The sequence below is a fragment of the Ruegeria sp. CDSB136 genome (genome assembly GCF_059610965.1).
Genome location: NZ_JBXWOP010000015.1, coordinates 1 through 13,715 on the forward strand (window position 1 = coordinate 1; position 13,715 = coordinate 13,715).

The following is a 13,715-nucleotide window of genomic DNA, read 5'->3' on the forward strand; positions in this document are numbered from 1 at the left end:
CCGGGGATCGTGCGAAGAAGACGAACACGCGCATCCTCTTTGGCGACTTGTTTTATACGATCTTCGTACCAGCGGACTGAAAACAATCGACTGTTGTGTCCAGAGAGAAGTGCGTGAATTACTTGCCAAGTTGCATCTAAGGCGACCTAATACTTTTCAACTCAGAAAGTCAGAACGACACACAATATTTATGGAGCCTCCGAGTGAAGAAGGATACCCATCATAAAGACCCTGCTCCAAACTTCTTAGGGCTCACGTTTTGGTATCAATTGGTCGTTCTTGTGTTCTTGACCATTGCCTCGTTAGTCCTCGCTTCGTCTGTACTGGTTCCAATGTGTTTTGCGGCCCTCCTGTTCGTTCTCCTCACAGCGACTGCGGATCGCATTGGTAGATTCAAGATATTTGGAAGGACTGTCCCGAAGTGGCTTGCGCATTTGGCCGCAATTTCAATTGTGTTAATCGGCCTTTCGCTTGTGTTGTCGATACTATCTAGTCAAGCCGGTGAGGTTTCGGAAGCGTTTCCGCGCTATGAGGAACGGTTTACCAGCATAGTCGCAAAGCTGGTATCACTGGTTGGGCAAGACAACTATGCAGCCGCGATCAAAGCCTTGGAACAGATCAACCTGGCTGGGCTCGCGACGGGAGTGATCGGCTCTGCTGGGGCATTCCTAAGCGCTTTTTTCCTGGTGCTGCTCTATGTACCATTCATGTTGGTTGAACGTGTTCCAATGCGCGCCAAAATCAAGCTCGCAATCAAAGACCGGGAAGCCGCTGAAAAAGTTCGCCGCGTTCTTGAGAGCACATCCGAGAGCATTCAAAGATATGTTGGCATCAAAACGCTGGTGAGTGCACTGACTGGCTTGGGCAGTTATGCCGTGATGGCATCCGTCGGCTTGGACTTTTCTGAAACCTGGGCCGTTCTTGCATTCTTGTTGAATTTTATCCCGACAGTCGGTTCTATCGTCGGCGTCGCGCTTCCTTCCATTGTCGCACTGGTACAGTTTGAAGAAGTCGTGCCCTTTCTTGTGGTTCTGATTGGTTGTGGCGCGGTTCAATTCTCTGTCGGCAATATCCTGGAGCCAATGCTGCTTGGCAAAAGCCTGAATTTGTCGCCATTCATGGTCATTTTAGCGCTCACGTTTTGGACTGCGATCTGGGGCATTGCCGGAGCGTTGATGAGCGTCCCGATCACCGTGTGCATAATGATTGTGCTTTCGAATATCCCGTCTACGCAGCCAATCGCGATACTGATGTCCGGTGATGGGAAGATAAACAACACTAACGCAGTGAACAGCTAAGCGAGAGAGACGTTCGCCAAACTGGATAGCGGCTTTTTACCTGAATCTATGGGCGAGTGTATGTGTCAGCCCCGCATGTAACGTTCGAAACACCGTGCGAAGTCTGAGTTTAAGGAGAAACCCGCACTACTTACCGCTTGGGAAAACGAAGTTCAGCGCTTTTGGTTTAATTGAAACCTCAAAGCGTTGATCGATCATCGGCTCGCCGTCCAAATTCATATGAAACGGCTGTGAGGTTTCCAAAACCATAGATCTCAGACGAGAGCGCTGTACAACACCATCCTTGGGATCCGAAATATCCGGCAGTCTGCCAAAGGGTAGGTTTTCTGGCATTAAACTCTCAGCGGAAAGCACGCTTAAATCGAGCAACCCGTCGGACACTTCCGCTTCAGGCGCTACGTCAAAACCGCCACCTGCATAGCGGCTGTTCGCAATCGCGATAGCGGAAATGGAAACGTTGTACGGGTCTTCATCATCAATTGAGATTTTTGCGGGAACAGATTTTGCATCAGATAAACGAGCAAGCCCAAACAGTGTGTACGCGAGTCCCCCCAGTCGTTTCTTCATTTCCTTGGGTGTCGTTGCAGTGATCATTGCTCCAAAACCGCCGCTGGCAACATTCACAAACGGTCTGCCGTTTATGTATCCGACATCGATAGGCCGCGTGTCTCCCGATGCAGCAACTCGAACAGATGTAGCCAAGTCCAAGCCCTTATCACCATAAGACCGGGCGAAATCATTCGCCGTTCCCAAGGGAACAAGACCTAGCGAGACAGGCGACTTTGTCTTCAACTTCAAAACAGCACTCACGACCGAGTTCAAAGTGCCGTCACCACCGCCAGCGATTATCCGGGTTACCCCATCGCCCACGGCTTCTCGGAGCGTCTTCTTCAAGTCTTTTCCTGACCAAGGAATACTTACCCTAATGCCAAGCTCTTTTTCCAATGGGCGAACAGCAGCACGCAGATCGGGTCTTGCTGCGGACTTCCTATTAAGAATTAGCAGGGTACGTTTGGCCATGGTTTCAGCATAAAGCTCTCGTACGTTGGAGCAACTGCTTTAAAAGTTAGAAATGCAGGGGCGTTCAGGCAATTGAAACCTTATTTGTGCTAGCCAACCCCTAAGTGACGATAGTCAGCTTTGTCCGCATAGCGGGACAACACGGTTTGCCGACACCCCATTATTTTTGCAGTTTAGGTTGAGATTTCGACGAAACTTCTTTTCTCAAAAAACCAGTGGCAAGTTGATAGATGATGAGAAAGACAGGCTGCTTTTGCAAATCAGTGCTTTCATAGATAGGGGGATGCTAGTCGGGCGACCCCGTCTCGAACTTTTGCTGGAAATGGCCTGCCTGCGAGATCTTCGAGCGTTATTTCCCGAGCGCCCTCCGCCTTTTTGTTCACAATTGAATGCAACTGTTCAGATAGATACTGGCTGTAGCACTCTACATTGAATTCGAAATTTAGTCGAAGGCTGCGTGGATCCCAATTGGTACTTCCGACAAGCGCCCATGTGCGCCTCTGCTGGGCACGGCCGCCAACGTGACCAAATTTCACACCAATCAATCGGATCGCCTTGAAAGAGCGAACGTATTTTGACTTCCAGCTTTGTCGGTCTCCCCATCAATAAACACCAACATTTATTAACATAGTCTGCAAACCCCATGATGCGCGAAATTGCTCGTCCTTGGTCTTCGCAAGGTCCCTGCCATGCATCTCACCGTCGCGTTTGCAACTTTGTTTTGTACCACCCCGCGATCGGACAGGTGGCGCAGCGCCACCACCACCCACCCCCCTTTTAGGGGTGGTGGTGGTAGCGCAACTGTTTTTAGGGGTGTTAGCGTCACCTTGCGCTACCCCTGATTTTTGGGTGGCGGCGCACATCACACCGTTGCCCATTCGCCTACCTCCACAGTGGGGACAGGCTTGCGTTGAGCACCTGTTTTCTGCCCTTTGACCAACGCCCCGGATTTCAGCCAAGTATCGATTATCTTCTTGATGCGCTTGCGGTCGGCTTGGGCGTCGAAGCCCAGCACTTCAGCTACGGTCACACCAGCCCACTCGCCGCCAGCCTGATCCGAGTAGCGCCGCCCCTGACCATCCAGAGCATGTTGCACTGCCAGCAGGTCAGCGACCGATACCCCATCGAAAGTGTCCGGCCATTTCCAGACCTCAGCAACGCCTACGCTATCCCCATTGGATAGCTGCACAGATGCCATGCGCCGCCAAACACGATCCCCAACAGGGGCGAGGTTCGCTTTGTCACGGGTCACGGCAAAGTAGGTGGACGGATCGTTTTGAACACCCGCCTCGGCCTTCATGTCGTTGCTCATCTTGTTGAGCACACGACCGGATCTTGCTGCTGCCAAGAGCGCCGTTGCACCGCGCCCGCTTTCAGTAGTTGCTTCCTCGCCGTTTGTCTTGCGAGTGTGGTGCACAAGTTCAATTGCACAATTGCAACGATCTGCCAGCCGCGCCCATTCCTTTGCCACAAGGTCGATTGCGCCGTTGTCGTTCTCGCCCACCTGATGCGACGACACGAATGGGTCGATAATTAGAACATCGATTTCGCACGCTTCGATCTCTTGGGCTAAGGCTTCCATTTCCGGCTTGACGATCTGGACGCCTTCACGAGTTTGAATGGCGGTGCTGAGTTCGCGTTCCCGGCCCGTGTCCACAAAGAGACGCCCTGAGATTTCCTCGGGGGCGACGTTGTGATGTTGCATGGCCGCGATGACGCGCCGGTTCATCTCGTCGCGGGGATCTTCAAGGTTGTATATCCAGACTTTTAGGCCTGATGCGGTCCAATCGCCCAGTAGGTCGCGGCCAGATGCCATTGCCAGCCCTTCGCAGATCGTCAAAGACGATTTCCCGACGCCGCCGGGTGCGACCGTCACCGATACCTGTTTGCGGATCAGGTGTTGCCCGTAGAGCCAAGGACGGGGCGGAATAGCGGAAGGGTCGCGCCAGACAAACTCTGTAGGCAAACGGTCCGACCGTTCTTTGGGAAACTCGGCTCGGTGCGCATCCAGTTGCACCGCCATCTCAGCAAAATCACGCATCACGCCGCTTGCCTCCTTTGTACATGCTCAAGGAATGCTGCCTGCCGCGCGGGTTTCATGCGCTTGAAGCTGGCAAGGCAATAAGCGTCCAGTTCTTCCGGGTCGGCATAATCCGCCCAGAACGCGGCCTCATCCATGAAGCTAATGAACGGGGCAGGGGGGTGTCCCGCACCAGTGCTTAGCGCCGCCTCAGCTGCATTTACTGCGTCATCACGGTCCAGAGCCTTGAGAGCCATAAATGCCAGGGCCACGCGCTGCCGCGCATCCAGACGTGCTCGCAGGATCACCGGAAGGCCGAACCACTCGTCAGTGCCATCCAGCCAAGCGGCATATCCGATGGAGCGGCAAACACGTTTAATGTTGTCGGGGATTTGCGTCGAAATATTCACAGCAGCACCCCCCAATGCATTGCCAAAATGGGCAAAGCCGCGATATCCTTACCGTAAGAACAGACGCCTTCCATAACGTCTTTAACCCCGGTTGCGATTGCCGTCGTGCCGGGGTTTTCGTTTGTCAGTTCGGCCTCAGCCGGTTTGACACTTTCGAGGTAAGTCTTTGATGTTTCGTCGGGGGTTTGACGCGCCCCGGTTTTGTAAGTGTTTGGTTTGCTTGAATTAGCGCCGGATTGAAAATCCTCGTGTCGGTGGTTCGATTCCGCCCCCGGCACCATTTTATTTCCTAAGCAGACCCATCTGACTGGTCCATTTTGGATGTTAGTGAATCGTTGTCCCGCGATCCTCCGGGATAAAGGTTTCAAGTTCCGCGAAGCATTTGCAAGCACCGGAGCGATAATACCTTGTATCAGGTCACATTGCGGTCCTTTCCATGCCGAGACGCAGACGATGACTTCCTAAGTCATTTGATATGTTTGTCCCAACAAGCATCGCGCCTGTTAGCGTGCGCAAGCTTCGAATTTCGTACAAACTGGTACCCGCGGCCGGACTCGAACCGGCACGGCCTTCCGGCCCAGAGATTTTAAGTCTCTTGTGTCTACCATTCCACCACGCGGGCATGCGTGTCGAGCCTAATTCGGGCCTGAAAATCTCAATACGGCCACAAGGCCATGAATACAATGCGCTTCCGCCTCAAATTGTGCCTTGGTCAAATCCAGCACGCCCTCAAGCCCAAGTTGCCGGAGCTAGTCGTGTGATTGGAACAACACCCGCCAATTCGCCAAGCATGCAGTTAGGGTGGATGCTGCTTGCAGCTCAAGTGTAAAAGTGTCCGGTCCTGATGATTGGGGTGGCCCGGACTTCCTCTTTTCGTGTTTGTAGATGCAGCAAGGCGAACAAAATTGCCGCCATTCGAAGTCACAGTTAGAACGGGGTAATATCCCCGCTCGCGATTTACCGCTATTGTACCTTTACACAGAAAACGTATTCCTTATTTTGCATGTTAAATGCTGGAGTTCCAAGGACAGGAGAGCCGGAATGCCACTGACAGTCAGGGACATGATGGAGGCCGCCAACGCTGTGGTCGCGCGTATCGATTTTGCCCAAGCTTCGGAACTGCTGCGCGAGGGCGGGTTGCTGCTGGACGTTCGGGATACGCCGGAACTGGAGAGGGCGGGCCGGGCGGTCGGGTCTCATCACATTCCACGCGGGATGCTGGAGTTCAGGGCCGATAGCGGGCTGCCAACTCATGATCCTGAATTGCGCATCGACCGGCCAATCGTCCTGCACTGTGCGTCGGGCGGGCGCGCGGCGCTGGCAGGCAAATTGTTGAAGGACATGGGCTATTCCCGGGTTTACAACCTTGGGGGCTTTACTGATTGGGTCGAAGGGGGCGGCCAGACAGTCGAGCCTGTTGACCCCGGAATGACCTGACCTGAATCAAAGCCAAACACATCCTGAGAAACCAATATGTGGTCAGATTCCAAAATAGGACCACACCCAATGATGCGCCTTGCTTCGATGTTGTATTCACTGATTGGAACTGCCCTGGCTGGCTCGGCCGTCATAGCTGTATTGTCTGCTGGCCTGGTTACGACGGGCGCTATTCTGGGGGCCGCTGGCGCAGGATTTGTTGCCGCCATACCGGTTTCATGGCTTGTCGCCAAACGGTTGTATCAGGGTTCGATCTGATCAGGCGTTCAAAAAGGTTCTGACGGCCGCTTCAAATTCGCGCGGTTTTTCGGCGTGCAGCCAGTGGCCTGCACCCGGAATCTTCGCGAATTTCGCGGCGGGGAACAGGGCGCGTATCTTGTCGCGGTGCTGCGGCAGAACATAGTTCGAGGCGCCACCTGACAAAAACAGGACCGGCCCGTTCCAAGTGGCATCGAGGTCCGGAAACCCCATAATATTGGCCATCTCGTTTGCCAGACCGTTCAAGTTCAACAGCCACCGCTGTCCGCTGACATCCAGTGACTGAGTGAAGAAGCTCTGCAACGCTTTTTCGACGCCCAGTTCTGCCAGTTGCTGCTCGGCATCCGAGCGCCGGGTCACGCGGGACAGATCGACCGCACGCATGGCTTCGATGAACTGAATCTGACTGTGGCTGTAGGTCACCGGCGCAATGTCGGCCACTACCATTTTACGCACCAGGGCACCATGAATCAGGGCCAGGTTCATTGCTGCCTTGCCGCCCATGGAGTGGCCGACAACGTCCACGGGACCGCCGACCTGCGCAATGACCTCGGCCAGATCATCGGCCAGGTCCGGATAACCATGCGAGGCGTCCCACTTGCTGTAGGCATGGTTGCGCATGTCCACTGCAATGACCTGTCTTTCGTCCGAAAGCCGCCGCGCAATGACGCCCCAATTACGGGCCGAGCCATAAAGCCCGTGCGCGATCAGAAGAGGAGGGTTCGCGGTCGGTTCGCCATGTACGATCGTGTTCAACATGAATGCGTGATACCCGGCAGCGAATGAAACGACCAGTCCCATTGTAGCCTGCCTCTGGCCGCGCTACATTTCCCGGTCAGGAGGCACCAATGTCGCAGGACACTGATATTCAGACCCGGATTGCAGGCACGATTGCGTTGCTGCGCGAAAAGCTGGGTGTGCGGGACAAAACCCTGTTGGCCTCGGTCAAAAGAGCCAAACGCCGACTGCCTCGCCGGATCTACAAACAGGCGCTTCTGCTGGCGAATGCGGAACAGATGGCGGCGCATCCAAGGTTGCGGCGGGTCCTGGACACTCCAAAACTTGTCAGCGCGTCCGACGAGGTGCAGGCGTATCTCGGCAGTATTGATCTGGCGGACAGAAGATGGGGCTGGTTTCTGGGGATGCTGGGAGGACTTGCGTTCAACATTCTGGCGCTGAGCGCGCTGCTGCTGCTGTTTCTGTGGTGGCGCGGCCTGATCTGAAGGTAGGTTCTGAGGCAGGATTACCTTGCCAATATTGAACTAAGTCTTTGGCGCAAAAAATGTTCCCAAAGCAGATGCGGCGCCACTGGGGCGCCGCTGCCTTGTTTTTTCGAGCCGATTACAGGTTCGGGTAGATGGGGAATCGGGCGCAGAGGTCTGCGACTTCGGCTTTGACCTTGGCTTCGACCGCGCCGTTTCCATCCTCGCCATTGGCGGCCAGGCCGTCGACAACCTCGATGATCCAGTCCGCGATCTGGCGGAATTCAACCTCGCCAAAGCCTCGTGTGGTGCCGGCGGGGCTGCCTAGACGAATGCCCGACGTGATGGTCGGCTTTTCCGGGTCAAATGGCACGCCGTTCTTGTTGCAGGTGATATGCGCGCGGCCCAGAGCCTTCTCGGTGGCGTTGCCCTTGACACCCTTGGGGCGCAGGTCGACCAGCACCACATGGGTGTCGGTGCCATGGGTCACCGTGTCCAGACCGCCCTTGATCAGCTGATCCGACAGGGCCTGCGAATTGACGACAACCTGCTTGATGTAGTCCTTGAAGGCCGGTTGCAGCGCCTCGCCGAAGGCCACGGCCTTGGCCGCGATCACGTGCATCAGCGGGCCGCCCTGAATGCCGGGGAAGATGGCCGAGTTCACTTTCTTTGCGATATCTTCATCATTGGTCAGGATCATGCCGCCACGCGGACCGCGCAGGGTCTTGTGCGTCGTGGTGGTCGCCACATGCGCATGCGGGAAGGGGCTGGGGTGCTCGCCCGCCGCCACCAGACCGGCGAAATGCGCCATGTCCACGTGCAGGTAGGCGCCGACCATATCGGCGATCTCGCGCATGCGGGCAAAGTCGATCTGGCGCGGGATGGCCGAGCCACCGGCGATGATCAGCTTGGGCTGGTGCTCTTTCGCCAGCGCCTCGACCTGATCGTAGTCCAGCATGTTGTCTTCCTTGCGGACGCCGTACTGCACCGCGTGGAACCACTTGCCCGACTGGTTCGGGCGGGCACCATGGGTCAGGTGACCACCGGCATCCAGGCTCATGCCCAGAATGGTGTCACCGGGTTTGATCAGCGCCTGGAACACGCCCTGGTTGGCCTGAGAGCCCGAGTTCGGCTGCACGTTGGCGAAACCGCAGCCAAACAGTTGCTTGGCGCGGTCGATGGCCAGATTCTCGGCAATGTCCACGAACTGGCAGCCGCCATAATAGCGCCGCCCGGGATAGCCTTCGGCGTATTTGTTTGTCATCACCGAGCCCTGCGCCTCCATCACGGCGGCGCTGACGATGTTCTCGGACGCAATCAGTTCGATCTCGTCGCGCTGACGCCCCAACTCGAACCGGATCGAGCCGAAGAGCTCAGGATCACGATCCGAAAGAGACTGGGTGAAAAAACCGGTGTCACGAAGATTGGCGTTCATGGGGGCTCCACATGGCTGGGAATAATCTTGCGGATTTCCTATCGGAAACGACATACATGCAAAAGTCGTAAAGCGACGAATTGGCCCGTTATGGCGTCAAGTCTGGCCTATCGGGGAAAGGTATGTTTGTTTCGGAACCAAATGTGCAGCACCGGAAACCCGTTCACATGATTCAGAGAATCGCCTTTCTTGCCAGCGACGCCAAGGTGGCCCAGATTGCGCGGGATGCGCTGGTCGCCCGATACGGCAATGCCGCGCCTCGGGACGCAGATGTTGTGGTCGCGCTTGGGGGCGACGGGTTCATGTTGCACACCCTGCACAACATGCAACATCTGGATACGCCGGTTTATGGCATGAACCGCGGAACCATCGGCTTTCTGATGAACGAGTTCAGTGAAGGTGACCTGATGGAGCGGCTGGCCGCCGCCGAGGAGGAGGTCATCAACCCGCTGGCCATGCGCGCCATGGATCAGTCCGGCAAGATGCACGAAGCGCTTGCAATCAACGAAGTGTCGTTGCTGCGCGCCGGACCGCAGGCCGCGCGGCTGAAAATCAGCGTGGATGGCAGGGTTCGCATGGCTGAACTCATGTGCGACGGTGCATTGTTGTCCACGCCTGCCGGATCCACTGCCTACAACTACTCGGCCCACGGCCCGATTCTGCCGATCGGGTCGGATGTTCTGGCGCTGACCGCGATTGCCGCATTTCGCCCGCGCCGCTGGCGCGGCGCTCTGTTGCCCAAGATCGCGCATGTCAGGTTTGATGTGATCGAAGCGGATAAACGCCCGGTCATGGCGGATGCGGATTCGAACTCATTCCCAGACATAGATTGGGTTGAAATCCGGTCCGAGCCGTCAATCACACACCGAATTCTGTTCGATCCCGGCCATGGTCTTGAGGAGCGTCTGATTTCTGAGCAGTTTACCTAAGCTGTCCAGTTTGAACATTTTTTCGGTTTGTGTGAACCAGTTCACAGGAAAGTGCTTTATCATTCGTTAATCTGAACTTGCCCGGAGAACACGCTAAGGCGGGAGTGAGTGGCCGCCAACAGCGTATTCGAAATGATTGCGCAGTTTTCGCGCTGGCGAGGGTGGGTGGTGCTACGCTCGTCATCAGAAATTCGGGCATATTTTAGTATGCGGACCCCGGGCACAAAAACCCGGGGTCTATTTTTGTCAGCTGCGTTGTCAGGGTTTAGGCCGAGGCTCAGCGTGCCCCTGATTCCATTCTGTCCCACAGCGGAAAACACATCTGTCCGACGCGGGCTTCGATCGCGACCGCGGCATCAACCGCCAGGTCTTCACGCCACCGCCGCGCAGCGATCTGCACATTGATCGGCTGAGGGCCTTTAGGCAGGCTGGCAAGCCGGGCGGGAACGCATGCGGCCGGCAGACCCAGAAAGTTCATCGCGTACGAGTAGACGGCGCAGCCGAGAACCTCGTGAACACCTTCGGCCCCCTCTGTGTCACGATCGGGTCCAAAGAAGGGTTGCGGCAGAAATGGGGACAGAACCAGCGCGTAGTCCTCCATGAACAGTGACCATTGCCTTGCATAGTGGCTGCGTTCCGCCAGCATGCGGATCAACTCGGTTCCCACGATCGGCGGAAATTCCTGGAAATACACTTCAAAGACATCCCGGATGGTCTGCGACCCGACCGCTTCGATGTCGCTTTTCATCAGGGTCAGAACCTCGCCCATCAGTGCGCGATACCCATTGCGTCCGCAGTCGAACACATCCGGCGTTTCGACTTCGTCTACCTGATAGCCCGCGTCCGTCAGCGCATCGCGTGCGGTTTCCAGCGCCTTTTCAACTTCGGGGTGCAGGTCGTAGCCGTATGTGTTCTTCGTAAATGCAACCCTGATCGGGGTATCCGGGTTCTCGGTCCGCCAGGGCAGGGGAACGTGGAACGGATCCCGCGGGTCAGGGGTAATCAGACAAGGCATGGACAGGTGCAGGTCGGCAGCAGAACGTGCGATCAGCCCCTGCACCGACATGGACTGTGCCAGTAACCCGCGTTCCGCCTGTTGACTGGGGTTCCAGGCTGGTACCCGGCCCAGACCGGGTTTGACCGTCACCGCGCCGTTGGCAGCGGCCGGAAATCGCAGGCTGCCACCGATGTCGTTGCCATGGCCCAGTGCGCCTATACCGGCCATCACTGCAGCGCCTGCACCGCCAGACGACCCGCCGGGCGAGATGTGTCTGCCCCAGGGGTTGTGAGTGCGACCATAAAGCGGATTGTCGGTGTCCGCGCGGAACGAGAATTCAGGCGTGTTTGTCCGGCCGATCACAACCGCGCCTGCCTTCAACAGATTGGCAACCACCGGGGCGTCGTCGGGTGCGATAACATCCTTCAGGGCAGAAACGCCGTTTGTTGTCGCGTGGTCCTTCTGGTCCACATTGACCTTGATGGTGACGGGAACACCGTGCAGCGGGCCTGCAGACGCGCCTTTGGCGCGCGCCTTGTCCAGTTCTCGTGCGCGTTCAAGGGCTTGCACACTCAGGTCGTCTACGACCGCATTCAGGTCCGGGTTGATCTCGTGCATCCGGTCCAGCGCGCCTTGCACGGCGGCCTCGGCGCTCAGTGCGCCGCTGCGGGTTTGGCTGGACAATTCGGTGGCGGTAAGTCGCCAGAGTTCTTTATCTGTCATGGGCCCTCTCTGTCTCAGAGTGACAGTAGGGGGCCGGTAACAGGTTGCAAGCGAAAGGCTAAAAGCGGGCGACGGTTTGTCGCCCGTTTCTGGGTTACTGAGCGTAACCGATGGTTTTCAGGGCTTCGGCGATCTCATCCAGAATGGCCGGATCGTCGATGGTTGCGGGCATCTTGTAGTCCTTGCCATCTGCAATCGAGACCATGGTACCCCTAAGGATCTTGCCCGACCGCGTCTTGGGCAAGCGGTCGACCACGACAGCAAGCTTGAACGCCGCAACAGGCCCGATCTTTTCGCGCACCATTTTGACGACATCCTGCACGACCTCGGCGTGATCTTTGTCGCAGCCGGCGTTCAGGCACAAAAAGCCAACTGGCATCTGCCCTTTCAGCTGGTCCGAGACGCCGATGACCGCGCATTCAGCGACGTCGGGATGGGCGGCCAGGACCTCTTCCATCCCGCCTGTGGACAGGCGGTGGCCGGCCACGTTGATCACGTCGTCGGTGCGCGCCATGATATAGAGATAGCCGTCCTCGTCGATCATCCCCGCGTCACCGGTTTCGTAATAACCGGGGAACTGATCCAAATAGGACTTGCGGAACCGGTCCTCGGCGTTCCAAAGGGTCGGCAGAGTGCCGGGCGGCAGGGGGAGTTTGACCGCGATGGCCCCAAGCTCGCCCGCCTGAACCGGGTGGCCTGCCTCATCCAGAATCTGCACGTCATATCCTGGCATCGGCTTGGCGGGTGATCCCAGCTTGACCGGCAGTTCCTCGATCCCCAGCGGGTTGCCGGCAATGGTCCAGCCCGTTTCGGTCTGCCACCAATGGTCGATCACCGGAACTTTCAGTGCGTTCTGCGCCCATGTGATCGTGTCCGGGTCTGCACGTTCACCTGCCAGGAACAGTGCCCTCAGGCAGGACAGGTCGTAATTCTTAAGCATGTCGCCCAAAGGGTCTTCGCGCTTGACAGCGCGGATGGCCGTTGGGGCGGTGAAGAAGCTGCGCACGTTGTGTTCAGAAATCACCCGCCAGAAAGTGCCCGCATCCGGGGTGCCGACCGGTTTACCTTCGAACACGATCGTCGTGTTGCCGTGGATCAGCGGCGCGTAACAGATATAAGAATGACCGACGACCCAGCCCACGTCCGAGGCGGCCCAGAACACATCGCCCGGATCAACGTTGTAGATGTTCTTCATTGACCAGTTCAGCGCCACAAGATGCCCTGCGGTAGGGCGCACAACACCTTTGGGCGCGCCGGTCGTTCCCGAGGTATAAAGGATATAGGCTGGATCGTTGCCATCAACCGGCACACATTCCGCCGGTTCAACGCCGTATTGGAAGCCATGCCAGTTGAAATCGCGCCCTTCGATCAGCTGCGCCACTTCCTGTTCGCGCTGGAAGATGACGCAGAATTCGGGGTTGTGACTCGCCATCTCGATGGCGCCGTCCAGTAGCGGCTTGTAGTGCACCACTCGACCGGGTTCCAGCCCGCAAGACGCCGCAATGATCGCCTTTGGTTTCGCGTCGTCGATCCGAACGGCCAGTTCATTGCTGGCAAAACCGCCAAACACGACCGAGTGAACAGCCCCCAAACGCGCGCAGGCCAGCATCGCCTCAAGCGCTTCGGGGATCATGGGCATGTAAATGATGACCCGGTCGCCTTTCTCGATCCCCTTGGCCCGCAGCGCCCCGGCCAGCGTTGCAACGCGGTTGCGCAGTTCGACATATGAGATTTCGCGTTTTGTATGGGTGATCGGGCTGTCGTAGATTATGGCCGTCTGCTCACCCCGACCGTTTTCGACATGCCGGTCCACCGCATTCCAGCAGGTGTTGACCTTGGCGTCACAGAACCATTCATAGAGCGGGGCATTGTCGTCAAACAGCGCTTTGCTTGGCGGCTGTACCCAGTCGATCCCCTTGGCGGCGTCCATCCAGAACGCCTCCGGATCGGATTTCCAACTCTCATAGATGTCCTGATAAGCCACGG

At 56.9% G+C, this 13,715-nt stretch carries 14 protein-coding genes and 1 tRNA gene; 5 read left to right on the forward strand and 10 right to left on the reverse strand.

Translation table 11 applies throughout. The annotated features are described in order from the left end of the window. The first annotated feature begins 203 nt into the window (after nt 1–203). Entirely contained in the window at nt 204–1,298 is a 1,095-nt protein-coding gene (locus AC2FIR_RS15945; RefSeq protein WP_496745761.1) for an AI-2E family transporter, read from the forward strand. A 126-nt stretch (nt 1,299–1,424) separates the two neighbouring features. Here AC2FIR_RS15945 and AC2FIR_RS15950 read toward each other — a convergent pair whose 3' ends face one another. The 6 genes from AC2FIR_RS15950 to AC2FIR_RS15975 all read right to left on the reverse strand — a co-directional run bounded on the left by AC2FIR_RS15950 (nt 1,425) and on the right by AC2FIR_RS15975 (nt 5,370). After that, nucleotides 1,425–2,318, reverse strand: a complete 894-nt coding sequence (locus AC2FIR_RS15950; RefSeq protein WP_170817411.1) for a YegS/Rv2252/BmrU family lipid kinase — start codon at nt 2,316–2,318, stop codon at nt 1,425–1,427. A gap of 269 nt (nt 2,319–2,587) precedes the next feature. Then, nucleotides 2,588–2,854 (reverse strand): phospholipase D-like domain-containing protein, encoded by a 267-nt coding sequence (locus AC2FIR_RS15955; protein ID WP_496745780.1) that lies wholly within the window; start codon nt 2,852–2,854, stop codon nt 2,588–2,590. Nucleotides 2,855–3,180: 326 nt separating this feature from the next. Then, a complete protein-coding gene (locus AC2FIR_RS15960; RefSeq protein WP_496762718.1) occupies nt 3,181–4,359 on the reverse strand; it encodes an AAA family ATPase in 1,179 nt (392 codons plus the stop codon). Next, nucleotides 4,359–4,748, reverse strand: coding sequence for a hypothetical protein (locus tag AC2FIR_RS15965; RefSeq protein ID WP_170619462.1), 390 nt, complete (start codon nt 4,746–4,748; stop codon nt 4,359–4,361). Before AC2FIR_RS15965 ends, AC2FIR_RS15960 begins: the two co-directional genes overlap by 1 nt. Further along, nucleotides 4,745–5,026 carry a hypothetical protein gene (locus tag AC2FIR_RS15970; RefSeq protein WP_496762721.1) on the reverse strand — a complete coding sequence of 94 codons (282 nt, stop codon included), beginning with the start codon at nt 5,024–5,026 and terminating at the stop codon, nt 4,745–4,747. The genes AC2FIR_RS15965 and AC2FIR_RS15970 overlap by 4 nt, the downstream gene beginning before the upstream one ends. A gap of 258 nt (nt 5,027–5,284) precedes the next feature. Beyond that, nucleotides 5,285–5,370 (reverse strand) — tRNA-Leu (locus AC2FIR_RS15975). Nucleotides 5,371–5,789: 419 nt separating this feature from the next. On the opposite strand from AC2FIR_RS15975, the gene AC2FIR_RS15980 reads away from it, so the two are divergent. Continuing rightward, nucleotides 5,790–6,185: a rhodanese-like domain-containing protein gene (locus AC2FIR_RS15980; protein WP_496745711.1), complete on the forward strand. Its 396-nt coding sequence runs from the start codon at nt 5,790–5,792 to the stop codon at nt 6,183–6,185. 69 nt (nt 6,186–6,254) lie between these two features. Beyond that, a complete protein-coding gene (locus tag AC2FIR_RS15985) occupies nt 6,255–6,443 on the forward strand; it encodes a hypothetical protein (RefSeq protein WP_170682516.1) in 189 nt (62 codons plus the stop codon). On the opposite strand, the gene AC2FIR_RS15990 is transcribed toward AC2FIR_RS15985, so the two are convergent. After that, entirely contained in the window at nt 6,444–7,244 is an 801-nt protein-coding gene (locus AC2FIR_RS15990) for an alpha/beta fold hydrolase (protein WP_496762723.1), read from the reverse strand. It lies immediately after the preceding gene. Nucleotides 7,245–7,291: 47 nt separating this feature from the next. Here AC2FIR_RS15990 and AC2FIR_RS15995 point away from each other — a divergent pair, with 47 nt between their 5' ends. Continuing rightward, nucleotides 7,292–7,666, forward strand: coding sequence for a hypothetical protein (locus tag AC2FIR_RS15995; protein WP_170617526.1), 375 nt, complete (start codon nt 7,292–7,294; stop codon nt 7,664–7,666). A 118-nt stretch (nt 7,667–7,784) separates the two neighbouring features. On the opposite strand, the gene glyA is transcribed toward AC2FIR_RS15995, so the two are convergent. Further along, nucleotides 7,785–9,080, reverse strand: coding sequence for a serine hydroxymethyltransferase (gene glyA, locus AC2FIR_RS16000; protein WP_496745707.1), 1,296 nt, complete (start codon nt 9,078–9,080; stop codon nt 7,785–7,787). A 167-nt stretch (nt 9,081–9,247) separates the two neighbouring features. Between glyA and AC2FIR_RS16005 the strand changes: the two genes are divergently transcribed. After that, the gene (locus tag AC2FIR_RS16005) at nt 9,248–10,009 is read left to right on the forward strand and encodes an NAD kinase (protein ID WP_170609519.1); all 762 of its coding nucleotides are present in this window, start codon (nt 9,248–9,250) and stop codon (nt 10,007–10,009) included. Between the two features lie 277 nt (nt 10,010–10,286). On the opposite strand, the gene AC2FIR_RS16010 is transcribed toward AC2FIR_RS16005, so the two are convergent. Both AC2FIR_RS16010 and prpE read right to left on the reverse strand, forming a co-directional pair. Next, on the reverse strand, nt 10,287–11,729 hold the full coding sequence (locus AC2FIR_RS16010; RefSeq protein ID WP_496745705.1) for an amidase family protein: 1,443 nt from the start codon (nt 11,727–11,729) through the stop codon (nt 10,287–10,289). 94 nt (nt 11,730–11,823) lie between these two features. Continuing rightward, the gene (gene prpE, locus AC2FIR_RS16015) at nt 11,824–13,713 is read right to left on the reverse strand and encodes a propionate-CoA ligase PrpE (protein ID WP_496745772.1); all 1,890 of its coding nucleotides are present in this window, start codon (nt 13,711–13,713) and stop codon (nt 11,824–11,826) included. Nucleotides 13,714–13,715 lie beyond the last annotated feature (2 nt).